Below are 23,564 nucleotides of genomic sequence, written 5' to 3' on the forward strand. Positions count from 1 at the left end.
GGGCGGATCATTGTTGCACTATTGCTGCGACCGCACGAAGAGTGCAACATGGCCGTATGGACCCGATGCCCGCGCAGCCGCTCCCGCCGTCGTCCGCCACCCACGACGTCACCAACCAGCCCCCGCCCCTGGCCCCCTACGACGCCTCCGACGACCGCGCCCTCCTGGAGGGCCTGCGCCGCGAGGGCGCGGAGTGGGCCGAGGCGGACGTCCGGCGCCTCGGTGTGCGCGCGGGCGGCGGCGAGGCGCAGGAGTGGGGCGAGCTGGCCAACCGGCACGAGCCGGAGCTGCGCACCCACGACCGCTATGGCAACCGCGTCGACGAGGTCGACTTCCACCCCAGCTGGCACGACCTGATGCGCACCGCCGTCGAGGAGGGCCTGGCCGGTGCCCCGTGGGCGGACGAGCGGGTCGGCGCGCACGTGGCGCGTACGGCGGGCGGCCTGGTCTGGGGGCACACGGAGGCGGGCCACGGCTGCCCCACGTCGATGACGTACGCCGCCGTACCCGCCCTGCGCGCCGAGCCGGACCTCGCCAAGGTCTACGAGCCGCTGCTGACCAGCCGGGTGTACGAACCGGGGCTGCGCGTGCCCACCGAGAAGGCCGGGCTGCTCGCCGGGATGGGCATGACCGAGAAGCAGGGCGGCTCGGACGTGCGCACCAACACCACCGTGGCCACGCCGACCGGCGAACCCGGGGTGTACACCCTGCGCGGGCACAAGTGGTTCACCTCGGCGCCGATGTGCGACGTGTTCCTGGTGCTGGCCCAGGCGCCGGGCGGGCTCTCCTGCTTCCTGGTGCCCCGCGTGCTTCCGGACGGCACCCGCAACACCTTCCGCATCCAGCGCCTCAAGGACAAGCTCGGCAACCGCTCCAACGCGTCCTCGGAACCGGAGTTCGACCGTACGGTGGCCTGGCTGGTGGGTCCGGAGGGGCGCGGGGTGAAGACCATCATCGAGATGGTCAACTGCACCCGGCTCGACTGTGTGATGTCCTCGGCCACGCTCATGCGCAAGACGCTCGTCGAGGCGGGTCATCACGCCCGGTACCGCAGCGCGTTCGGCGCCCGGCTGCTCGACCAGCCGCTGATGCGCAACGTCCTGGCGGACCTGGCCCTCGAGTCGGAGGCGGCGACGACACTCACCCTGCGGCTCGCGGGGGCGGCGGACCGGGCGGTGCGCGGGGACGCCGGGGAGCGCGCCTTCCGCCGGATCGCGACGGCCGTCGGCAAGTACTGGGTGACCAAGCGGGGCCCGGCCTTCACCGCCGAGGCGCTGGAGTGCCTGGGCGGCAACGGGTACGTGGAGGACTCCGGGATGCCCCGGCACTACCGGGAGGCACCGCTGCTGTCGATCTGGGAGGGCTCGGGGAACGTCAACGCGCTCGACGTGCTGCGGGCGCTGGTCCGCGAGCCGGAGAGCGCCGAGGCGCTGTTCGCCGAACTCGCCCTGGCCGAGGGCGCGGACACCCGCCTGGACGCGACGGTGACGGACCTGAAGCGGCAGCTGGCCGAGGCCGACCAGGTCACCGCGCGCCGTCTGGTCGAGCGCATGGCCCTCGCCCTCCAGGCCGCCCTGCTGGTGCGCCACGCCCCGCCCGCCGTCGCGGACGCCTTCTGCGCGACCCGCCTGGCCGGGGACTGGGGGCACGCGTTCGGCACGCTTCCGGCGGGGACGGATCTGGACGCGATCCTGGAGCGGGCGCTGCCGGAACGGGGCTGACGGCACCCCTGGGCACGGGGCTCTGCGGCCTCATCCCGTTCTGCCCGTTCTGCGGGCCCCTCAGCCCGTCGTGTGCCCCCACCGCGGTCCGAGTCTGGCCCACTCCGCGTCCCAGTGGGCCAGACGGCGGCGCTCCAGGGCGGTGCGGACGACGCGTCCGCAGACGAAGGGGACCGCGCCCGCCGCCGTCCCCACCAGGGTGCCGAGGAGACCTGCGCGGAAGGTGGCCTCGGCGGCGGTGGCCGGACGGGTGACGAGATGCCCCTGCGGGTCGGTCCAGACGGTGACCGGCGTACCGGCCGGGCTGCCGGGCGCGACCCGGACCTGGCCGGTGTGGGCGGAGCCGTCCGCCACGGTCCAGCGGACCTCGGCCCACACCCGCTCGGCATCGGACTTCGGCCGGTGCGCGGACTTCCCGGGGACGCGGGAGACGACACGGGCGACGGCCTGATGCCAGGTGGCACGGTCGCGGGCGAGCCCGCTGTCCACCGAGCGGGCCGCCGCGAGCCCGGCCAGCACCCCGGCGAGCACCGTCAGCGCCCAGGCGCCGAGCACCACCCACGCCTCCACCACGTCGACACGGCGCCTGAGCGGGTTGCGCCGCCAGCGCCAGAGCCACACCTGCGGACCACGGAACGCCATCAAGGGCATCCTCCTCACCGAGCGCGCCGACCGGCCGTACCGTCCTCCCATACGGGCGGCCCCGCCCTGTTGCTCAGGACGGACCGCCTTCCCGACGGTCGCACGGGAGACACCTCGCGCGCAGGAACATCCGGCAGACCGCCCGGACGACCCCGGTCACCGGCGGTCGGTCCGCCGGGCCGACCCCCGCCGACCTGCGCGGACCTGACGGATGGACACCCAGGCCATCGGCACGGTGGCCGAGATGCGGCGGCTCACTTCCCCGCGAGGCGGTCGATCAGCTCCAGCAGGCGCCGCACGGCCGCGTCCGCCTCCGGGCGGCGCACGGCGACCACGCTCGTCTCCAGGTACGACGACGCGCCCCGCAGCGGGACGAAGACCACCCCGGGGACCGGGAAGCCGCTCAGCCGCCCGGGCAGCAGCCCGACGCACAGACCGGAGGCCACATAGCTGTACAGCCCGGAGAGATCGTCGGCCACCGCGCGGCCCCGGGGTGTGAACCCCACGTCGTGACAGGCGAGTTGGACCTGCCGGGCCAGGGTCGGCAGGGCGACGGGGTCGGGCAGCACGAAGTCCTCGTCGCTCAGGTCGGCGAGGTCGACCTCCTCGGCCCCGGCGAGCGGGTGGTCGTCCGGCAGGGCGGCGGCGATGCGCTCCACCACGAACGGCTCGCTGACGAGGTCGTCCGACACGGACGCGGGGTCGCGGAGGAACCCGAGGTCCAGGGCCCCGGAGCGCACCAGGTCGGCCACGGCGACCGAGGAGTCGTGGTGCAGATGCACCCGCAGACCGGGCAGTTCCTCGGCCACCGCGCGCAGGAAGCCGGGCAGATAGAGGTGGCTGAGGACGCTCACGTACCCCACGCGCACGACGCCCTCCAGGCCCGCGGCCACCCGTCGCACCCGCTCGATCGCGGCGGACTGGGCGTCCAGGAGGCGCCGGGCGTCCACGGCGAACGCCTCGCCCGCCGGAGTCAGCGCGACCCCGCCAGGACCCCGGTCGAACAGCCGCACCCCGAGGCCCCGCTCCAGGCGCTGGATCGACTGGCTGAGCGGGGGCTGGCTCATGAAAAGCCGCTCCGCCGCCCGGCCGAAATGCCGTTCGTCGGCCACCACCAGAAACTGTTCGAGGAGGCGCTTCGTCAGATTGATATCGTCAGCCATATCGAACGCTAGCCAATCATATATTGGACAGACCTGCGCGCGAGGCGTCCACTGGTGACACGGGGATGCCGCGCGATACGGCGGCGGCTCCCCGGCACTACCGGTTTCAGCAATCCCATACGGGAGAGGCCCGGGCCCGTACGGCGGCCCTCTCCCTGGAGGCCCCATGCGCAAGCAGGATGTCGCCCGGCTCTTCACCACCCCGGTGGATTCCCCGGCCTACGCGCCCACGCGGTACCGCTTCACCGACCGCGAGTACCTGAACATCACCTACCGCACCGACCCCGAGGCGCTGCGCCGCCTGGTCCCCGAGCCGCTGACGGTCCCCGAACCGCTGGTCCGCTTCGAGGTCATGCGGATGCCCGACACCACAGGGCTGGGCGACTACACCGAGGCCGGGCAGCTCATCACCGTCGAACACGATGGTGAGCGGGGCGAGTTCAACCTCGCGATGTACGTCAACAGCGTCCCCGCGATCTCCAGCGGACGCGAGTACAGCGCGTACCCGAAGAAGTCCGGCTCCCCCACGCTGTACGTCGACTCCGACACCCTGGTGGGCACGCTGGACTACGGCAGCCTGCGCGTGGCCGACGCCACCATGGGCTACAAGCAGCGCGCGATGGACCTGGACGAGGCCCGCGCGGAGATCTGTGTGCCGACGTTCATGATCAAGACGGTGCCGAACTACGACGGCACCCCGCGCGTCTGCGACCTGGTCCGCACCCGGATCACGGACATCACCGTGAAGAGCGCGTACACCGGCCCCGCCCGGCTTCAGCTCTTCGCCCATGTGATGGCGCCGCTGGCGGATCTGCCGGTGCTGGAGGTCGTGAGCGCCAGTCACATCCTCACGGATCTGTCCCTCAACCCGGTCGAGCCGGTCTTCGACTACCTCGCGCGAGCCTGAGGCCGCCCGAGCGGGTCCGGCGCGAGCCCCCGTCCCCCGCTTCTTCCTTCTCCGAGCTTCGAGAAAGCCGCGACATCATGTCCTCTGTTTCCGAACCCACCGCTTCCGGCCCCGCCCCGGCATCCCGCAAGCGTGCCGCGATCGTCGGCGGCGGCGTCATCGGCGTCTCCTGGGCCGCCCTCTTCCTCGCGCACGGCATGGAGGTGGTCGTCAGCGATCCCCGGCCCGGCATCGAGGAGATCGTCCGCGCCGGTCTCGCCGAGATCGCCCCGACGCTGGACGAACTCGGGCTGCCCACCGAGCACTTGGCCGACCGGCTCTCCTTCGAGGCCGACCTCGCGACCGCCGTCGCGGACGCGGACGTGGTCCAGGAGAACGGACCCGAGCGCCTGGACCTCAAGCAGGAGATCTGGCGCACCGTCGAAGAGGCCGCCCCCGCGCACGCGTTGCTCGCGACATCGACCTCCAGCATCCCGGCGACCGCCATCGCCGCGGGCCTCGCCCAGCCCGAACGGCTCGTGGTGGGGCATCCGTTCAACCCGCCGCACCTGGTGCCACTGGTGGAGGTCGTGCCCGGCGAGAAGACCTCGCCCGAGGTGGTCCGCGAGGCCGTGGACTTCTACACCGCGCTCGGCAAGAAGCCGCAGGTGCTGCACAAGGAGATCCCGGGCTTCGTCGCCAACCGCCTCCAGTCCGCGCTGTTCCGCGAGTGCGTGCACCTGGTCAAGGAGGGCGTGGTGACGGAGGAGGAGCTGGACGAGATCGTGACCTCGTCCATCGGGCTGCGCTGGGCCGTCGCGGGCCCGTTCCGCACCTTCCACCTCGGCGGCGGACCCGAGGGCCTGCCCCACTTCATCGACCACCTGGGCCGCGCCATGGCCGACCACATGTGGCCCGCACTCGGCAATCCCACGCTCGACGACGCCACGGTCGCCCTCCTCTCCGACCAGGCGCGCGACGCCTTCGGCGACGGCACCGTGGAGGAGCTGGCCGCCGAGCGCGACCGCGCGCAGATCGCGCTCATGCGCGCCCTGGGCGAGACCCCGGACCGGCAGGACGCCGACCGGGCCTGACCGCCCGCACCGGCAGGACGCCGACCAGGGCCGACCGCCCATACGGCAACACCGCCCACAGACAACCGCTTTCACCGCCCCCCCCACGCGAGAAACGCACACCCATGAACCTCACCGAGAAGATCACCCGGGCGATCGACGCCCCCGCCACCGACGACGCCTTCGACGTCCACGCCGAGACCGCCGATGTCCTCGCGGGCATCGGGCTGAAGCCGGAGGACACCGGCGGCACGATCACCTTCGAGGGCGCCGACCCGGTCGTCCCCAGCACTCTGCGCCTGGGCGCCGCCTCCGGCATCGCCCTGGTCGCCAAGTCCGCCGCCGTCGCCGCCCTGTGGAAGGACCGCACCGGTCGCGGCCAGGACATCCACATGGACCTGCGCGTGGGCCCGCACCGGCTGTGCCCGTTCTACGAGCAGAAGTGGGAACTCCTCAACGGCTACACCGGGGGCACCCCGTCGATCATCAACATGGCCCTCGCCAACAACTTCTACCGCAGCGCGGACGGCCGTTGGATGATGCCGTTCAACATCTACCCCAACATCAAGGTGGCCGCCGAGCGGCTGCTCGGCGTGGGTGACGTGCCCGAGCACGTCGCCGCCGCGATCGCGCAGTGGGACGCGCGGGAACTGGAGAAGGCGGGCGCGGAGGCCGGCTGCGTGATGCCGATGGTGCGCACGCCCGCCGAGATTCTGACGGAGCGTCAGTACACCGATGTCCTGGCCCACTTGCCGCTGGTGGAGATCACCCGCGTCGGCGACAGCGACCCCGAGCCGCTGCCCGCGGACCCCACCGCCCCGCTGGACGGCGTGCGCGCGCTGGGGATGGGCCACATCATCGCGGGTGCGGGCTGCGGTCGCGCCCTCGCTCTGCACGGCGCGGACGTGCTGAACCTGTGGCGGCCGTACGAGCTGGAGCACGACGTCACCTACCTGACGACGAGCGTCGGCGTGCGCTCCGCCACGGTGAGCCCGTACACCCCGGAGGGCCTGGCCCGTATCCATGAACTCCAGGCCGGAGCCGATGTGTTCTACGCCAACCGGCGCCCCGGCTTCCTGGAGTCCATCGGCCTGTCCGAGGAGGAGGCCGTCGCGCGGCGGCCCGGACTCGTCTACGCCACGGTGTCGCTGAACGGGCACGAGGGTCCGTGGAAGGACTACCTCGGCTTCGACCAGACGGCGGGCGCGCTCACCGGTCTGCTGCACCTGGAGGGCGACGGCGACAAGCCCGCGCTGCCGCCCATCACGGTGGTCAACGACTACCTCGTCTCGTGGTTCCTGACGGCCGGGATCGCCGAGGCGCTGCGCCGCCGTGCCGTGGACGGCGGCAGCTACCGCGTCCATGTCTCCCTGTCCCGCGTCGCCCTGTGGATCCTGTCCATGGGCATCTTCGACCAGGACTACGCGAAGGAGATCGCGGGCACGGGCGAGGCGCACGCCTACCCGGACCCCGAGCTGTTCACCGCCGAGACGCCGCTCGGCCACTACCAGGGCATCACCGACCAGGTGCGGATGTCGGACACCCCGGGCGCCTACCGGCAGATCCTCGTGCCGCGCGGCTCCCAGCGCCCGGAGTGGCTCCCGGCCGCCTGATCCGGCGGGCCACCCGCGCGACGGCCGGCGGGGCGCCGGGGACCATCGAGGTCCCCGGCGTCCCGCACACCGCTACGGCAGGCGCCAGTCCACCGGCTCCGCGCCCTGCTGCGCGAGCAGTTCGTTGGCCCGGCTGAAGGGGCGCGAGCCGAAGAAGCCGCGGTCGGCCGACATGGGCGAGGGGTGGGCGGACTCGACGGCCGGGTAGTCGCCGAGCAGCGGGCGCGCGTTGCGGGCGTCGCGGCCCCACAGGATGGAGACCAGCGGCTTGCCGCGCGCGGCGAGGGCGCGGATCGCCTGTTCGGTGACCTCTTCCCAGCCCTTGCCCCGGTGGGCGCCGGGCTTGCGCGGGGCCGTGGTCAGCGCCCTGTTCAGCAGGAGGACGCCCTGCCGGGTCCAGGGGGTCAGATCGCCGTTGGACGGCCGGGGCAGACCCAGGTCCGAGTGCATCTCCCGGTATATGTTCTCCAGGCTGCCCGGCAGCTGCCGTACCTCCGGCGCCACCGCGAAGCTCAGGCCGATCGCCATGCCCGGCGTGGGATAGGGGTCCTGGCCCACGATCAGGACCCGGACATCGTCAAAGGGCTGCTGGAAGGCGCGCAGGACGTTCGCCCCGGACGGCAGATAGGTCCGCCCCGCCGCCACCTCGGCACGCAGGAAGTCACCCATGGCCGTGATACGGCCCTCCACCGGCTCCAGGGCCTTCGCCCAGCCGGCCTCAACAAGTTCACTCAACGGTCGTCGTGCCACGTCAAGTCACTCTAGTGGCCCCCACCGACAATCTCCTCCGGCGAGGGGAGAAGCGCGCGACAGCCGGGACGCCGGGCCCGTACCCCGCTACTCTTCCTCCCCGTGAGCCGTGTGCCCGAACGAGCCGAGCGGAGTGCAGCCTCCGCCTTCCTCGCCGTGGACTCCGGTGGTTCCGGGATCCGGGTGGCGGTGGGCGTCCCCGGCACGGGCCGGACCGCCGAGGCGGCGACCCGGGAGCCGGTGCGGACCTCGGAGCGCGGCATCGACGCCGGTCACCTCATGGCCCAAGTCGCGCCCCTGGCGCGTACGTTGGCGGCCGAGGCGGGGGCCGACCGCATCGCGTGGGCCGTCGTCGGCGCCGCCGGGTTCGCGAGTCTGGGTGAAGCCCTGCGCGCCGAGCTCCCGGGCACGCTCGCCCGGGAGCTGGGGACCGGGACCGTGGCCCTCGCCGCCGACGCGGTGACCGCCTATGTCGGCGCCCTCGGCCCCCGGCCCGGTGCCGTGCTCGCGGCGGGTACCGGTCTGATCGCCGTCGGCACGGATCTGACCGGCTGGCGGCGGGCAGACGGCTGGGGGCATCTGCTGGGCGACTGCGGCGGCGGGGCCTGGATCGGCCGGGCCGGGCTCGAGGCCGCGCTGCGCGCGCACGACGGGCGGGACGGCGGCTCGGCCGCGCTGCTGAAGCGCGCGACCGAGCGGTTCGGGGCGATGGCCGAGCTGCCCGCCCGGATCTATCCGCGTACCGACCGTGCCGCAGTGCTCGCCTCCTTCGCGCCCGCCGTGGCCGAGTGCGCGGCGCACGATCCGGTGGCGGCCGGGATCCTGCGGACTGCGGCCCGGTATCTGGCCGAGTCGGCCGTCGCCGTGTGCCCGGCGGACGGGGCGCCCGAAGTGGCGCTCACGGGTGGCCTCTTCAAACTGGGCGACCCTCTCCTGGCGCCCCTGCGCGAGGAGTTGGCCGAGCGGCTGCCGCACGCCACGTCCGTACCGGCCGAGGGCGATCCGCTGCACGGTGCCGTACGGCTCGCGGCGGATCTGGCGGCCGGGCGGTGCGATGTCCCGGTTGCGCCGCCCCTGCTCCATGTGGTCACCATAAGGACGGATTGAGTCCGCCGAAGCGCCAAGTGTCCGGCGCGGGGCGGGAAGAGCCGCCTCACCTGCGCACCTCATCAGACAAAACCGGACGGATACCGCTCACCTGCACCCTCCCCGAACAGGGGAGCCCAGGAAACCAGTAACATGCGGCGCCATGAGCTCCCCCACTGGACCCGAGTCCGGCCTGCCAGTACGAATGCCGCGACCCCGCCAGCCAGGACGTCACCGTCGTCCGGAACCGCTGGTGGCTCCCGAGGACGCGCCCGCGTTCGTCCTCGCCGTGCCCGGCGCGCCCAGCGCCGCCACGCGCAGCCTCGCCGAGGAGGTCGTGAGCATCGCCCGCTCCGAGCTGCCCGGCCTGGATGCCCGGATCGGCTACCTGGACGGGGACGACGCGGACTTCCCGACCCTCAAGTCCGTACTGGCGCGGACCGCCGAGGAGCGCACCGCCCGCTACGAGCAGGCCGTCGCCGCCGGCAGTGACGTGAAGAAGCCCGAGGGCCCCGTCGCCGCGGTCGTCCCGCTGCTGGCCGGTCCCGACGGCGCCCTGCTGCGCCAGATCCGCCAGGCGATGATGGACAGCCGGGTCGCCGCCGAGCTGACCGACGTGCTCGGCCCGCACCCGCTGCTCGCCGAAGCCCTGCACGTGCGGCTCTCCGAGACGGGCCTGGCCCGCGCGGACCGCGCCCGGCTGTTCACCGTCACCACCACGGCCGACGGCATCATCCTGGCCACCGTGGGCGGCGAGGAGGCCGTGCAGGCGGCCGGTATCACCGGCATGCTGCTCGCCGCGCGTCTGGCCGTGCCGGTGATCGCGGCGGCGCTGGACCAGGAGGGCTCGATCGCCTCCGTCGCCGAGCAGCTGCGCGCGTCCGGCTCGCAGCAGCTGGCCCTCGCGCCGTACCTGATCGGTCCGGAGATCGACACCTCGCTGCTGACGGCCGCCGCCGAGGAGGTGGACTGCGCCACCTCGGAGCCGCTGGGCGCCTACCCGGCGATCGGCAAGCTCGCGCTCGCCAAGTACACGACGGCGCTGGGCATCGCCCCGCAGCAGTCGCAGGGCGCGCCGGTCCGCTGACGCGGCACGACACCCGTACGACATGAGGGCCCGCCCCGGGCGACCGGGGCGGGCCCTTCGGCATGCCTGAGCAGGCCCTTCCGGCCGCGTGAGCGGGGTTCTCCGGGCCGCTCAGCCGAAGATCACACAGGAGGCGGCGGGGACCGCCAGGGAGCCGTCGTAGCGCGGCAGGCCGGTCCTGTCGTCCACGGTGAACCAGGTCACGTCGCCGGAGCGTTCGTTGGCGGCGTAGAGGCGGCCGTCGTGCTGGGCCAGGGCGCGCGGCCAGTGGCCGCCGCAGGGGACCGTGCCGAGCGGGCGGAGGACGTCGTCCTCGACGCGGAAGGCGGACAGGACGTCCTCGCCCCGGGTCGCGGTCCACACGAAGCGGCCGTCGGGCGCGACCACGATGCCGGAGGGGTAGGCGTCCCCGGCCGGGGCGCCGGGCAGGACGGGGACCTCGGTCAGCGGTCGCAGGGAGCCCGCGCCGCCGTCCCAGCGGCAGACGGTGACGGTGGGGGTGAGCTCGTTGACGACGTAGGCGTGCGTGCCGCCGGGGTGGAAGACCAGATGGCGGGGGCCGGAGCCGGGCCGCAGGGCGATCTCGCGGTGCAGCACGGGCACGCCCGCCTCCAGCGTGCACACCCGCACCGAGTCGCTGCCGAGGTCCACGCTGACGGCCCAGCGCCCCTCGGGGTCGGACTGCACCTGGTGGGGGTGCGGGCCGCGCTGGCGGCGGTCGTGCGGGCCCGAGCCGGTGTGCTGGAGCTGTCCGGAGGGCGCGGGCGCGAGGGTGCCGTCGGAGCGTACGGGGACGGCGGTGACGCTGCCGCTGCCGTAGTCGGCGGTGAGCAGATGCCCGGCGTGCAGACCGAGGTGGGTGGGTCCGCTGCCGTCCACCGGCACGGGCGGCCCGGCGGGCTCCAGCTTGTCCCCCCGCACCCGGTAGGCGGCGACCGCGCCCTCGGCCGTCTCGCTGACCGCGTAGAGCATGTCCCCGGCGGGAGAGAGGGCGAGGTACGACGGGTCGGGCACGGCGCCGAGACCGCCGGTGCGGATCAGGGCGCCGTCGTCGGGCCGGACCTCGGCGGTCACCAGACCGGGGCCGCCGGCCGCCGTGTACGAGCCGATGAACGCCCGGCGGGGCACCGGTCCGCGTTCGCCGCTTTCTGCCACGTCTGTCCCCTCTCGGTCGAGACGATGCCGACGCTAGCAGCAGGTCACCACCGGTCTGGACCAAATGGCGGAGGGGTGCGCGCCGGGACGACGGGGGGGCGCACCGGCCGGGCGCAGGGGTGCGCGTCAGGCGCCGACCAGCCGCGTGGGCGCCGGGGCGTGCAGCGGCTCGGCCAGTTCGGCGAGGGCGCGCTCCAGGCCGTGGAGGTGGGCGAGGGCCGGTTCGGCCGGGGTCTCGGCCGGGCGCAGGATGTGCCCGGCACCGCCCTCGGTGAGCGCTTCCACGGCGGCCTCCACGCGCCAGCAGGCGGCGGCGAGCCGGGCGTCGTGCGAGGCCACCGGGTCGGCGGCGATCGCGACCAGGCCGCGCACCTCGCGGGCGCAGCCGTCGAGCAGGGCGAGCACGCGGTGGGCACGCCGCTTGCGCCACAGCAGCGGGTTCAGCGGGTGGGTGAGCGGCGCGACCGAGAGCCGGACCCGGGCGAGCAGCTGCTCCAGCTCGGCCACGCGCGGGGCGGGGTCGGCGGCGGACCCGGCGAGGCGGGCGGCGGCCTCGGCGGTGCAGGCCCGCACGCAGCGCAGGGCGCGCTGGATCCAGGCGTCGGTGGTGAGGTGGGTGGTGACCGGCAGCACGAACAGCACGGCGAGCGCGGCGCCGACGACACCGACGGCGGTCTCGGCCACGCGCAGCGCGAGCAGGCCGGGGCCGAGGACGCCGAAGAGGCCGTAGAGGAGTTCGGCGAGGAGGGTCACCCAGAGCATCATCCAGGTGTAGGAGACGGCGGCCGTGTAGAAGATCCCGAAGACGGCGACCGCGACGAGCACCGCGCTGGCGACCGGGTCGCCGTGCAGGGGCATCGCGACGAGCACGCCGAGGGCGACGCCGAGCAGGGTGCCCAGGACGCGCCGGAAGCCGCGGACCAGGGTCTCGCCGCGCGAGGCGGTGTTGACGAAGACCCACCAGGTGGCGCCGACGGCCCAGTACCAGCGCTGCCCGGACACCAGCTGGCCGACGACCAGTGCGAACCCGGCCCCGGCCGCCGCCTGGACCGCCTGCCGGGTGGTGACCCGGGCCAGACCGGTGCCGCCGGGCGGCGCGGGGACGGCGGCGGGAGGCATCCGGCGTTCGTAGCACCACAGGCCGAAGCGCACGGCCGAGGCGGCGAGCAGGGAGAGCAGCAGGGCGGCGTACAGCTCGGGCAGGTGGGCGGGGGTGACCCGCAGGAACTGGCCGACGAAGAACATCATGAACGCGAACACGCCGAGGCTGTGTCCACGCGGCCCCCAGCGGCGGGCGTACACCCCGGCGCCGACGACGGCGAGGAAGGCGACGTCGCGGCCGACCGGGTGGGTGTGCAGCCCGGCGGCCAGCGCGAGCACCGGGATGCCGACGGCGGGGAGCAGGGCGGTGGTGACGGCCTGGCCGCGCACGGTGGCGTCGGCGACGGTGAAGAGCGCGAGCAGCGCGGCGAGTCCGCCCGCGACCATCCCGACGAGGGAGTGCCCGGCGAGTCCGCACACGAGGACCGCGAGCCCGATCCCGAGGACCGCGCGCGCGGCGAAGCGCAGCCGCATGTGTCCCGGGTCCGGCGCCACGAACACCTTCTTCAGCACTGCTGTCCGCCCCCTTGTGGCCGTCCGCACGAAAAAGGCGCCGCGGTGATCCGCAGCGCCATCGACCTGACTATATGAGCATCACAGGGCCACTTGGCTCAACTGACCCTCGATTCACTGGGCCATTGGATCAGCAGCACGCGAGAGCGTGGAGCCGTCGGCAGGCCAACGGTCCAGGTCGCACGGTATACAGGGGAGGCACCGCGCTGGGCCATTGGTACAGTCGCCCGCAACCGGGGGTACGAGGAGGCAGGACTGTCATGGCCGTGGACGAACTCGACACGCGCATCCTGCGGTTGCTCCTCGAGCAGCCGCGCACCAGCGTGCGGGAGTACGCCCGGATCCTCGGTGTCGCCCGGGGCACGCTCCAGGCGCGCCTCGACCGCATGGAGCGGGACGGCGTGATCACCGGCACGGGGCCCTCGCTCTCCCCCGCCGCGCTCGGGCATCCGGTGCTGGCGTTCGTGCACATCGAGGTCACGCAGGGCCATCTGGACGATGTCGGCGAGGCGCTGGCGTCCGTGCCGGAGATCGTGGAGGCGTTCTCGACCACGGGCGGCGGGGATCTGCTGGCCCGGGTGGTGGGGCGGGACAACGCCCATCTGGAGGACGTGATCCAGAAGCTGATCAGTGTGCCGGGCGTGGTGCGCACCCGCACCGAGGTGGTGCTGCGCGAGCGCGTGCCGTACCGGCTGCTGCCGCTGGTGGAGTCGGTGGGGCGGGCGGCGGCGCGCTCCTGACCCGGTCGTACGGGCCCGGGGCACCGGTCGTGCGGCGCCGGGCGGGGCGGATCTCCGCGCGCGCCGGACGCGCCCCCTGCATAGCGTGATCGTATGACTACAGTCCAGACCCGCCCGGCCACCGGCGACCGACGGCGGTGGCAGGCGCTCGCGGTCTGTCTGACGGCGGGCTTCATGACGATGCTCGACAGCTCGATCGTGAACGTGGCGCTGCCCTCGATGGAACGCGGCCTGGGCGCCGACGCGGCCGACGTGTCCTGGGTGGTGTCGGGCTTCGCGCTCACCTTCGGACTCACGCTGGTCCCGGCGGGGCGGCTCGGTGACGTGCGCGGACGGCGGGCCGCCTTCCTGTTCGGGCTCGCGCTGTTCACGCTGTCCTCGGTCGCGTGCGCGCTGGCTCCCGGTGCGGGCTGGCTGGTGCTGTACCGGCTGGTGCAGGGCGCGGCCTCGGGTGTCATCGCCTCGCAGACGACGGGGCTGATCCAGCAGATGTTCCAGGGTGCCGAGCGGGCGCGCGCGTTCGGGCTGCTGGGCAGCGTGGTGGGCGTCTCCACGGCGGTCGGGCCGCCCGCGGGCGGGCTGCTGATCCATGTGTTCGGGGTGGCGGACGGCTGGCGCTGGATCTTCTACATCAACCTGCCGATCGGTATCGCCGCCTTCTGCGCGGCGCTGCGGCTGCTGCCCCGTACGCCCGTGGACCCGGCCCGCCCGCGCGAGGGCGTCGATCTGCCCGGGGTCGCGCTGCTCGGCGCCGGGACGCTCGCGCTGATGCTGCCGCTGGTGCAGGAGCAGCAGTGGCCCGGGCGGGAGAAGTGGGCGCTGCTGCCGCTGGCGGGGCTGCTCCTTGCCGCGTTCTGGGTCTGGGAGCGGCACCAGGGGCGGCGCGGCCGGGCTCCGCTGGTCGACCTGAACCTCTTCGCGCTGCGGTCCTTCACGCTCGGTGTGCTGCTGAACGTGGTGTACTTCGCGGGCTTCACCACCGTGTTCTTCGTCTACACCCTGTTCCTGCAGAACGGCCTCGGCTACAGCGCGCTCGCGGCGGGGATGGCCTCGCTGCCGTTCGCGGTCGGCTCGGCGGTGGGCGCGGCCCGGGGCGGTCGGCTGGTGGTGCGCTACGGGCGCGCGCTGGTGGTCCTCGGGCTGAGCGCGGTGGCGGTCGGGCTGCTCGCGGTCGTCGTGGCCGTCCAGGCGGTGCCGGGGCGTGACGTGGCCTGGGCGGCGGCACTCCCCCTGCTGATCGCGGGCCTCGGCTCGGGCATCACCATCTCGCCCAACACCGCGCTCACCCTGACCCGGGTGCCGGTCCAGCGGGCCGGTGCGGCGGGCGGCGTCCTGGTCACCGCCCAGCGCGTCGGCTCGGCGGCGGGCATCGCGGCCGTGGGCGCGGTGTACTTCGCCCACCTCGCCAACGACGGCAACCCCACGACGGCCCTCCAGCTCGGCCTGCTGACAGCGGTCGGCATCATTCTGATCGCCCTGGCCCTGGCGGTGGCGGACCTGCGTGAACGCCGGAACCACCCGGAGCCGACGGAGGCCGTCGAAGGCCCTGCGGCGCCCGAGCCGACGAGCGCGGGGCGCTGACCTCGCGGGCGGTTCCCGCCGCTCAGGACTTGCGGCGGGGCTTGCCCGATCCCTTGCCGGACGAGCCGGAGCGCCCCCGGGTGCCCCGGCCGGACGTCTTCGCGGCGCCGCCGGACCTGGACTTGCCCGCGCCGCTCTGGTGACGGCCCGGCTCCGGGCGCTTGGCCTGCTTCTTCGGCTCGGCCGCGGTGGAGCGCCCCCGCGTGCTGTTGACCGTACGGCCGCGCACGATGCCGATGAAGTCCTCCACCAGGTCGGTGGTGGCCTCCTCCGGCCAGGAGAGGGCGATGCTGGACTGGGGGCCGTCGGTCAGCGTGCGGTAGGTGAGGTCCTTGCGGTGGTACAGGCGGGCCAGGGACTGCGGGACGACCAAGAGGCCGACGCCCGCGGCGACCAGCTCGATCGCGTCCTCGGTGGTGGCCGGGCGCTCGAAGGCGGGCTCACCGGGGGGCGTGTCCCAGTCGAAGACGTCGTCCAGGGGGTGGAAGAGCACTTCCTCGGCGAGGTCGGCCAGGGTCACCTCTTCGCCCGCCGTGAACAGGTGGTCCTTGGGGACGACGACCACGGTGGTCTCGGTGTAGAGCGGGATCGCGCTGAAGAACGTACGGTCCACCGGCAGCCGTACGAACGCGGCGTCCGCCCCGCCCGCGCGCAGCAGCCCGTCGGTCTCGGCGGCCGGGACCTGGAGCAGGGTGAGCGGGATGTCCGGCAGCCGCTCGTTCCAGATCCGCGCCCATTTGGCGGGCGTCACTCCGGGAACGTACGCGAGCCGGAACGACGGTGTTTCCTCCGAGCCTGTCACCAGGCCAGGCTACCGGCCCCGGTCGGCTCACCCGCACACGGCCGATACCCTTGACCTCATGAGTTCGCAGCAGAGCACCCAGACGATGAAGCCCGCCACCGCGGCGAAGAAGCTGGGTGTGTACCTCCCCGCCACCCCCGCCGAGTTCCAGGAGGGTGTCGTTTCGCGCGCCGAGCTGAACGAGCTGCAGGCCGACCCGCCCCAGTGGCTGCGCGAGCTGCGCCAGAACGGCCCCCACCCGCGTCCCGTCGTCGCGGCCAAGCTCGGCGTGTCCATCGCCGGTCTGGCGCGCGGCGGTGTCACCGAGGCGCTGACCACCGAGCAGATCGACGCGCTCAAGCAGGAGCGTCCCGAGTGGCTGGAGAAGGAGCGCGCCACGCAGGTGGAGGTCCGCAAGGAAGCCGTGCGGATCAAGAACCTGAAGCAGGAGAAGGCGGACCGCGAGGACTGACCCCGCCCGCCCCGCACCCGCCCCCCGGCCTGGCCGGGGGGCGTTGTCAGTGGTGCCGCCTACAGTTCCCCTCACTTGATCACCACGGTGCGGGGAGGCACGTATGGGGTGGGTGTCGGCGGGTGGCTACGAGGTCACGCTCGACGGCGGAAAGGTGGTGTGCCGCAACGCGGCCGGACGGCGGCTGAAATCGGTGCCGCCGAAGATCGCCGACGATCCCGCGGTCGTAGGGCTCGCGCAGCTCACCGAGTGGCTGGAGCGGCACGAGCGGGAGTGCCTGGCGGATGTGGAGCGGTGGATGGTCCGCTCGCTGCCGGTGCCGCTCGCCGTGCTCACCCGCGTCTGGCCCGACCCCGCCTGGCAGGGGGCGCTGCGCGACCTCGTGGTGACCGGAGACGACGGCCGGATCGCCGGTTTCCTCCGCGACGCCGGCCCGGAGCGCGGTCTCGGCCTGGTCGACCTGGACGGCGACACCGTGCGCCTGTCCCCCGACCTGGTCCGCATCCCGCACCCGGTGCTGCTCGACGACCTGGCGGACCTGCGGGAGTTCGCCGTCGAACTCGGCGTGGAGCAGCGCGCCCAGCAGCTCTTCCGCGAGGTGTGGCACCGCCCGGCGACCGTGGCCGAGGACGCCACACAGGTCGACACGTACGCGGGCGGCGCCTTCAAGGAGCTGCGCTTCCTGCACGGCCGGGCGGCCCAGCTGGGCTACCGGGTGCGCGGCGGCCAGGCGGTCTGCCCCGTCCTGGAGGATGGCCGGAGCGTCGAGGCCCGCGTCTGGATCGGTGACTACGACGGCTGGGCGGACACCGAGACCGGGCCGCTGATGTGGACCGACCCGGCGGGACGGGTGATCGGGCTCGGCCAGGTGGGGCCGGTCGCCTGGTCGGAGGGGATGCGCATGGCCGCCGCGCTGTACGCGGGGCGCGACGTGGAGAACGAGGAGCGGGCGGCATGACGACGTACGACGAGACCACCCTGGCCGCCCTCCTGGAGGCGGGCGCGGTCCTGCCGCCCGGCAGCACCGCGCGCGAGGACGCCGACACGCTCACCGTCCGCACGTACACCCACCCCGCGCTGGACGACCGCCAGGTCGTACGGCTGGTGCCCGGCACCCTCGGGGAGGCCGAGGACCTGGCGCTGGAGTTCCTGGGCCTGGCCCGGGAGCCGGAGGCCCCCGAGGTCGGGCAGGTGCGCCGCGAGACGCTGGGCTTCCCGGCCTGGGCGCTGGTGCACGACCCGGCGAACGGCCATCACGCGCTCGCCCTGGTCAAGGACGTGGAGCGGCTGGCCCGGCAGGCCAAGTCCCGTCCGGGCAGCGCCAAGCAGGGCTTCGAGGAGCTGGGCGCCCGGCTCGGGCGGGCGGTGCCGCACTTCCTGCCGACGTTCTACGAGCAGGCCGCGCGCGCCTTCCTCCAGCACGAGAACACCACCTACGCCGCCGCGTTCTTCGGCCGGGCCCGCGAGGCCGAGCGGGTGCACGCGCTCGCGGTGGACGAGGAGCGGCAGCGGGCGGTGTTCCTGGAGTTCGCCTTCGCCGGGGCGCTGACCGTGAAGGCGCTCAAGGAGCATGTGAAGGATCTCGGCCGCCGTCTCGACCCGGCCGCCGCGTGGGCGCAGTTCCGGCAGCTGACGGTGGAGCGCTGCGCGGCCGGGATGCCGCCGTACGCCTCGCTGCCGCAGGACGCGCGCGGGCTGATCAAGGCGGCCGGGCTCGACCGGGAGGCCGAGGAGCGCGCGCTCGTCGCCGATCTGCTCACCTCGCCCGCCGCGGTCCGGGCGCCCGCGTCGTTCTGGACGGCCTACCGTCCGGTCCTCGGCGCCCTGGCCGAGGAGCGGCCCGAGGTGCGGACGCGGCTCCTTGAGATCATGCCCGCCGGGCTCGGACGCGGGGTGGAGAACGACGAGTTCTGGCTGGCGCTGCTGGCCGAGACCGGCGCCGACCGGCTGCTGACGGACGAGACGGCGGCTCGCGCACACGGCGTGGACGCGGCCGACTGGCTGACCCGCTGGGCGCTGCACCGCAAGCGCGGCAGCGCGTTCGCCGACCGCTCCCCGGCCACGCTCGTGCTGGCCGCGCGCATGGCGCCGCTGCTGCGCTCCGCCGGGCGCCCGGTGGATCTGTTCGCCGGGAACTGGGGGGCGAGCGCCCACCTCGATCTGCTGGACCTGTGCGTCGCCGAGGGCGTACCGCTGTCGGTCCCGGCGCCGGGCGACGCGGTGCGGCTGTCGGTGACCCACTGGCTGTCGGACACCGGGGAGGGCCGCCGGGACCTGGTGGCGCTCGCGGCCGACCCGCGGGTGCGGCCACTGCTGCACTCGGCGGTGGAGGACGCCGGGCCTCGATACGGCCGCAGGGACGAGCAGTTGAAGGCGCTCGCCGCCCATCCGGTCCTCTCCGAGCTGCTGCGGGAATGGCTCGACGAGGTGTCCGGGGAGTTCACCCGCGCGGCCGGGCTGCCCGCCGCGAGCGCGACGCTCGACCGGCTGCGGCCCTTCCGGCCCGTCGCCCTCGGGGCAGGGCCCGAGGCGGTCGCCCGGATCGCCGCGCACCCGGTCGCGCCCCTGCTCGGCCGCACGCTGCGCGCCGGTGTCCTGGACGAACTGGGCTGGCCCGCCCTCGAAGAGGCGCTGGACCTGCTCGACGCCCAGACCCTGGACCCGAAGAACCCGCGCCGTGAGGTCACCGTCCACGAGGCGTGGCCCGCGCTGATCGTCTCCCGGGGGCACAAGGCGCTCGTCGTCGGCCCGGAGAAGATCCTCCTGGACCACGACCTGCGGCTGCCCCAGGACCTGGACCGCCATCAGCGCCCCCGGTTCCGCCACGTGGACGGGGAGCTGCTGGTGATCTGGCGGCAGGACGGCAAGCAGCGCGCCTACTGGTCGAGCCGTCCCGCCGAGGTGTTCGCACTCGGCGGTGAGCAGATCCCGACCTGGTGGTACGGCCAGGACGACCTCGCCGCCTCGATCCCGCTGCCCGGCGGTGGCCGCGCCTCCGGGGGCCGCGCTCTGCACGCCGGTGACACGGCCCTCCCGCCGAGCCGTCCGGTCCTGGGCGACGGCACCGGCTATTGGCGCGAGGGCAGGCAGGGCGTGCGCACGGTGTGGCTGGAGTACGACCCGGTGACGGGCGGTCACGGCCGCGCCTCGCTGCCCGCGCCGCTGCGCGCCGGTGTCCGCGAGGACGCCGAGCTGATGGCCGGGATGTGCGAACTGCTGCCGCTGCGACCCGGCCTGGAGCAGAGCCCGTTCGGCACCGACGGCACGGTCCTGGGCCGCTGGGTGCGCACCGAGGGGGACACCGGGGAGCGGTTCCGCACCGCCGGGACGCCGGACGGCCGTACGGTGTCGATGCCTGTGACGGACGCCGTCCCGCTGGGCGCGCTGCGGCTGCCGGGCGCCGAGCCCGTCGTCGCGCGGATGTCCCAGACCGTCGCGCTGTTCGCGGGCGACGACCGCGACGCGACCGGACGGCTGGGCCACGTGACGCCGAACGGCCCGGGCGGGGAGTTCGCGGCGGGCACCCCGCTGGTGCCCCCGCTGCCGTTCTGGCACGCGCTGCGGCCACGCGACGAGCGGGGCTCGGCCGTGCTGCGCGCCGTCACCGACGAGCAGGCGGCCGAGCTGATGCGCGGGACGGCCGAGGTGCTGGCCGGGCGTCAGGCGGCCCTGAAGCGCGCCGGGGACGACAAGGGCGCGCGGGAGGCCGTTCCGTCCGAGGCCGAACTGACCGTCCGGGTGGTGCGCGAGGAACTGCCGGGCCTCACCGACGCCCGGCTGATCCTCGGCGTGGCCTCGCTGGTCCGCTCGGCGCTGCGCCTCGACGGCTCGGCGACCGCGTTCGCCGAGCCGCCCAAGGAGCGCCCCGCCCAGCGGCGTGAGCACACCGAGGGCATGTTCTGGGACTACAGCCCGGAGCACGGCGAGGACAGCACGCTGCGCGAGGCGCTGGCCGGGATCGTGAGCGTGTACGGCTACTGGCACGGCGAGCAGCGCACCACGCTGCGCCAGATCCGGGCCGTGAACCACGTGCTCTCCGGCCACGCCGCCCACGGCAAGCCGCTGCCCGCCGCGGAGCGCGACGCCGTCCTCACCGACGGCTGGCGCAGCGAGACGCACACCGTCCCCGGGATCGGCCTGGGCTGGCCCGCCGCCCTGGGTGCCCTGCGGGCGCTCGCCTTCCGGGCCGCCTCCGCGACGCTGTCCGAAGCGCGACGCGAGGCGCTGCTCCTCCTGTTCGAGGCGCTGGGCGAAGGGCCGCTCGTCTCGGGGCCCGGCACCCTGCGGGAGGTCACGCTGAGCGAGCCGTACGACCGGCTGGACCGGTTCGGACAGGTGCTGCGGCGCGGTGAGCGCACGGTCGTGATCCTCGGCAGCCAGCGCGTCGACCAGCTACGGAAGCGCACCGACTGGCTGGCGGTGGACCACGATCCGTCGGGCGCGTTCGGCCCGGTCGCCCACTTCGCCCTGAGCGACGAGGTCCGGCACGACCCGGGGATCTCCGGCGCGGACCTGGCCGCCGTCACGCGGCTGATCCGCGCCAAGGGCGCCGCTCCCTGGCAGTCCGGGGCCCCGGAGATGCTGACGGCCGCGACCGGTGGCGGCCTCGGTCCGGTCCAGGCGACGGCGCTGCTGGCCGCGCTGCCGCCGGAGCCCGGCGCCGAGACGCTGGCCCTCACCGGTCTGAAGTCCCGTCAGTGCGCGTACGGCGTCTCCCGGCTCGGCCGTCTCCCCGCCGAGACGCGGAACGCCCTGCTCGGCGCGCTGCTGCCCGCCGACCCCGAGGCGCTGTGGACCTCGGGCCCGGACACCGGCGCGGCCGGACGCGTCTGGGCCGATCGGCTCGGCTCGGCGCTCCGGCTGCCGGAGGACGTCGACGCCGAACTGGCCGGGATGACCGCCGAGTACGCCGAGGACGTCCTCAACCCGGCGCGGACCCCCTGGCTGGCCCGCACCACCCGGCTGCGCCCGGACGCGAACGGTGAGCTGGGGCCGGAGGACCCGGCGGCACTGCCCGGCGGGCGTTCCCTGTCCGGCGCGGTCACCGCGCTCGCGGCGCTGGCCTACGTCCTGCCGTACGGCCACCCGCTGCGCGCCGCGCTGCCCGAGGGCCTGGCCGCCGTGCGCCGCCGGATGGCCGACCCGGAGCTGCTGCTCGACGCGGAGGTCGGGTGGACGGAGAAGGGCACGCCCACGTCGGCCGAGGTCCGCAAGGCGTACGGGCTGCCCACGACCGGCGGCGCCGACGCGCTGGGGCTGACCCCCGTGGGCGAGGCCCTGGTGCTGCGCCCCTGGTACCACGGCGAGGCGGTCCTGCTCCGCACGGCCGCGCTGAGCGGCCCCGACGACCCGGTGTTCGGGCTCCTCGAGGGGCTGGTCGGCCCGGAGCGCGGCGACCATCTGCGCCCGCTGAGCACGGTCCTCGGGCCCGAGCTGGAGCGCGCGGTGGCCGCCGGTGCCGACGGGCCGCGGGGCCACGCCCAGGACCCGTCGGTGAGCGTGCCCGAGCTGGTCGCCGAGGTCGCCGCCACGCACGGTCTCGGCGAGGACGCGGCCGTGCTCTACCTCCAGTTGCTGGCGCTGCCCGACCCGACGGACCGCGACCGGGCGCGCTGGACCGGCTGGAAGCCCGCCCGGGCGAAGAAGGCACGGACCGAACTCGTCGCGAGCGGCCTGGTCGTGGAGGCCAAACGGCCGCGCGCCGGGCGCACCCTCTTCCTGCCGTGCGGCTGGCGGGACCTGAAGTCCCCCGCGCTGCCGGTGGAGACCTGGAAGGAGGGGCTGTACCCGGTGCCGGTGCGCCGTCGTGCCGTGCCCCTGCTGCCGGTGCCCGAGCTGTTCACCCGCGCCTGGGAACGGGTCCGCTCGGGCGACGGACCGGCGTACGAGGAGCTGACCACCCGCGCGAACCGGAGGGGACGGCGCAGGTGACCGCCCCCGCCCACGACGCTCCCGGAGCGGGCGGCGCCAATGACCGCCCGCTCCCCCGCACGACCGCGAAGGACTCCCGCTCATGACCACCGACCTCGCCCCCGACGCGGCACGCCAGGACGCGGCACGCCAGATCGTCCCGCCGGAGGATCGGTACGCGACCGAACTCGCCTTCCTCGCCGCGTACGACACCGGACCGCGCCCGCCCGCCTGGCGACTGACGCCCCGCGCCGTCGTCACCTTCGTGAGGGGCAGCGAGGGCCGCGCCCTCGCGCTGCCCGCCGACGCGGTGGTCCCGGCCGGTGTGCCGCGACGCCTTGAGATCACCGGCAAGTTCGTGGGTGACCGCGCGCTGGTGGAGCGGTGTGTCGTCACGCTCGCCGGGGAGCGGGGCCTGCTGCTCGTCGGTGAGCCGGGCACGGCCAAGTCGATGCTGTCCGAGCTGCTGTCGGCCGCCGTGTGCGGCACCAGCGGGCTGACGGTGCAGGGCACGGCGGGTACGACCGAGGATCAGCTCAAGTACGGCTGGAACTACGCCCTGTTGCTCGCCCAGGGGCCCAGCAGGCAGGCGCTGGTGCCCTCGCCGGTGCTCACCGCGATGACGCGCGGGGCGATCGCGCGGGTCGAGGAGGTCACCCGCTGTCTGCCGGAGGTGCAGGACGCGCTGGTGTCGCTGCTGTCCGAGCGGCGCATGGCCGTACCCGAACTGGCGGGCGGCGAGGACGCGTTGGCGCACGCGGCACCCGGCTTCAACCTCATCGCCACCGCCAACCTGCGGGACAAGGGCGTCTCGGAGATGTCCGCCGCGCTCAAGCGCCGCTTCAACTTCGAGACGGTGGGCCCGATTTCGGACCTCGACGCCGAGACCGCGCTGGTGCGGGGGCAGGCGAGGGCGGCGGTCGAGCGCTCGGGCGCGGCCTTCCAGGTGGACGACGCCGTGCTGGAGGCCCTGGTCACCGCGTTCCGGGACCTGCGTGAGGGGCGGTCGGCGGAGGGCTGGGAGGTGGAGCGGCCCTCCACCGTGATGAGCACCGCCGAGGCGGTGTCCGTCGCGGGCGCGCTCGGGCTGGCCGCCGCCTACTTCCCCGGGGACCGTGACGTGCTCGGCCTGCTGCCGGGTCACCTCCTGGGCGTCGTACGCAAGGACGACCCGGCCGACGCGGCCCGGCTGCGCGGCTACTGGGACGGTCCGGTACGGCGCCGGGCCGAGCAGGGCTCCGCCACCTGGCGCACCCTGTGGGACCTGCGCACGGTACTGGAGGGCTGAGC

18 protein-coding genes are annotated in these 23,564 nt (G+C 74.5%); 12 read left to right on the forward strand and 6 right to left on the reverse strand.

The genetic code is table 11. The features are described from left to right. The first annotated feature begins 56 nt into the window (after positions 1 to 56). Positions 57 to 1,721, forward strand: a complete 1,665-nt coding sequence (locus B079_RS0113825) for a DNA alkylation response protein (protein WP_018546407.1) — start codon at positions 57 to 59, stop codon at positions 1,719 to 1,721. Between the two features lie 60 nt (positions 1,722 to 1,781). Here B079_RS0113825 and B079_RS0113830 read toward each other — a convergent pair whose 3' ends face one another. Together B079_RS0113830 and B079_RS0113835 are read right to left on the reverse strand one after the other, a co-directional pair. Then, on the reverse strand, positions 1,782 to 2,363 hold the full coding sequence (locus tag B079_RS0113830) for a hypothetical protein (protein WP_018546408.1): 582 nt from the start codon (positions 2,361 to 2,363) through the stop codon (positions 1,782 to 1,784). Positions 2,364 to 2,617: 254 nt separating this feature from the next. Beyond that, positions 2,618 to 3,526 carry a LysR family transcriptional regulator gene (locus tag B079_RS0113835; protein WP_018546409.1) on the reverse strand — a complete coding sequence of 303 codons (909 nt, stop codon included), beginning with the start codon at positions 3,524 to 3,526 and terminating at the stop codon, positions 2,618 to 2,620. 166 nt (positions 3,527 to 3,692) lie between these two features. Here B079_RS0113835 and B079_RS0113840 point away from each other — a divergent pair, with 166 nt between their 5' ends. The 3 genes from B079_RS0113840 (at position 3,693) to B079_RS0113850 (ending at position 7,098) form a co-directional block, all read left to right on the forward strand. Then, positions 3,693 to 4,433 carry an acetoacetate decarboxylase gene (locus B079_RS0113840; protein ID WP_018546410.1) on the forward strand — a complete coding sequence of 247 codons (741 nt, stop codon included), beginning with the start codon at positions 3,693 to 3,695 and terminating at the stop codon, positions 4,431 to 4,433. Between the two features lie 77 nt (positions 4,434 to 4,510). Beyond that, positions 4,511 to 5,506: a 3-hydroxyacyl-CoA dehydrogenase family protein gene (locus B079_RS0113845; RefSeq protein ID WP_018546411.1), complete on the forward strand. Its 996-nt coding sequence runs from the start codon at positions 4,511 to 4,513 to the stop codon at positions 5,504 to 5,506. Between the two features lie 104 nt (positions 5,507 to 5,610). Then, a complete protein-coding gene (locus B079_RS0113850; protein WP_018546412.1) occupies positions 5,611 to 7,098 on the forward strand; it encodes a CoA transferase in 1,488 nt (495 codons plus the stop codon). A 72-nt stretch (positions 7,099 to 7,170) separates the two neighbouring features. On the opposite strand, the gene B079_RS0113855 is transcribed toward B079_RS0113850, so the two are convergent. Next, entirely contained in the window at positions 7,171 to 7,848 is a 678-nt protein-coding gene (locus B079_RS0113855) for a uracil-DNA glycosylase (protein WP_078495931.1), read from the reverse strand. Between the two features lie 102 nt (positions 7,849 to 7,950). Between B079_RS0113855 and B079_RS0113860 the strand changes: the two genes are divergently transcribed. After that, entirely contained in the window at positions 7,951 to 8,955 is a 1,005-nt protein-coding gene (locus tag B079_RS0113860) for an N-acetylglucosamine kinase (protein ID WP_234016788.1), read from the forward strand. Positions 8,956 to 9,097: 142 nt separating this feature from the next. Beyond that, positions 9,098 to 10,021 carry a sirohydrochlorin chelatase gene (locus tag B079_RS0113865; RefSeq protein WP_086022364.1) on the forward strand — a complete coding sequence of 308 codons (924 nt, stop codon included), beginning with the start codon at positions 9,098 to 9,100 and terminating at the stop codon, positions 10,019 to 10,021. A gap of 111 nt (positions 10,022 to 10,132) precedes the next feature. Here the strand turns inward: B079_RS0113865 and B079_RS0113870 are convergent, their stop codons facing one another. Both B079_RS0113870 and B079_RS0113875 read right to left on the reverse strand, forming a co-directional pair. After that, complete coding sequence (locus tag B079_RS0113870) at positions 10,133 to 11,176, reverse strand: lactonase family protein (RefSeq protein ID WP_026248675.1); 1,044 nt, start codon at positions 11,174 to 11,176, stop codon at positions 10,133 to 10,135. 126 nt (positions 11,177 to 11,302) lie between these two features. Then, the gene (locus tag B079_RS0113875) at positions 11,303 to 12,790 is read right to left on the reverse strand and encodes an FUSC family protein (RefSeq protein WP_018546417.1); all 1,488 of its coding nucleotides are present in this window, start codon (positions 12,788 to 12,790) and stop codon (positions 11,303 to 11,305) included. A gap of 260 nt (positions 12,791 to 13,050) precedes the next feature. Between B079_RS0113875 and B079_RS0113880 the strand changes: the two genes are divergently transcribed. After that, positions 13,051 to 13,530, forward strand: coding sequence for an Lrp/AsnC family transcriptional regulator (locus B079_RS0113880; protein WP_018546418.1), 480 nt, complete (start codon positions 13,051 to 13,053; stop codon positions 13,528 to 13,530). Between the two features lie 93 nt (positions 13,531 to 13,623). After that, positions 13,624 to 15,111, forward strand: coding sequence for an MFS transporter (locus tag B079_RS0113885; RefSeq protein ID WP_018546419.1), 1,488 nt, complete (start codon positions 13,624 to 13,626; stop codon positions 15,109 to 15,111). Positions 15,112 to 15,133: 22 nt separating this feature from the next. On the opposite strand, the gene B079_RS0113890 is transcribed toward B079_RS0113885, so the two are convergent. Beyond that, complete coding sequence (locus B079_RS0113890; protein ID WP_026248676.1) at positions 15,134 to 15,913, reverse strand: LysR family transcriptional regulator substrate-binding protein; 780 nt, start codon at positions 15,911 to 15,913, stop codon at positions 15,134 to 15,136. Between the two features lie 58 nt (positions 15,914 to 15,971). On the opposite strand from B079_RS0113890, the gene B079_RS0113895 reads away from it, so the two are divergent. The 4 genes from B079_RS0113895 to B079_RS0113910 all read left to right on the forward strand — a co-directional run bounded on the left by B079_RS0113895 (position 15,972) and on the right by B079_RS0113910 (position 23,562). Next, positions 15,972 to 16,364 (forward strand): DUF5997 family protein, encoded by a 393-nt coding sequence (locus tag B079_RS0113895; protein WP_026248677.1) that lies wholly within the window; start codon positions 15,972 to 15,974, stop codon positions 16,362 to 16,364. Between the two features lie 103 nt (positions 16,365 to 16,467). Continuing rightward, positions 16,468 to 17,322, forward strand: coding sequence for a DUF4132 domain-containing protein (locus tag B079_RS0113900; RefSeq protein ID WP_018546422.1), 855 nt, complete (start codon positions 16,468 to 16,470; stop codon positions 17,320 to 17,322). After that, positions 17,319 to 22,295, forward strand: coding sequence for a hypothetical protein (locus B079_RS0113905; protein WP_018546423.1), 4,977 nt, complete (start codon positions 17,319 to 17,321; stop codon positions 22,293 to 22,295). Before B079_RS0113900 ends, B079_RS0113905 begins: the two co-directional genes overlap by 4 nt. An 82-nt stretch (positions 22,296 to 22,377) precedes the next feature. Then, complete coding sequence (locus tag B079_RS0113910; RefSeq protein ID WP_018546424.1) at positions 22,378 to 23,562, forward strand: ATP-binding protein; 1,185 nt, start codon at positions 22,378 to 22,380, stop codon at positions 23,560 to 23,562. Positions 23,563 to 23,564: the final 2 nt, after the last annotated feature.

Source organism: Streptomyces sp. LaPpAH-108 (assembly GCF_000373625.1).
Classification (GTDB): Bacteria; Actinomycetota; Actinomycetes; order Streptomycetales; family Streptomycetaceae; genus Streptomyces.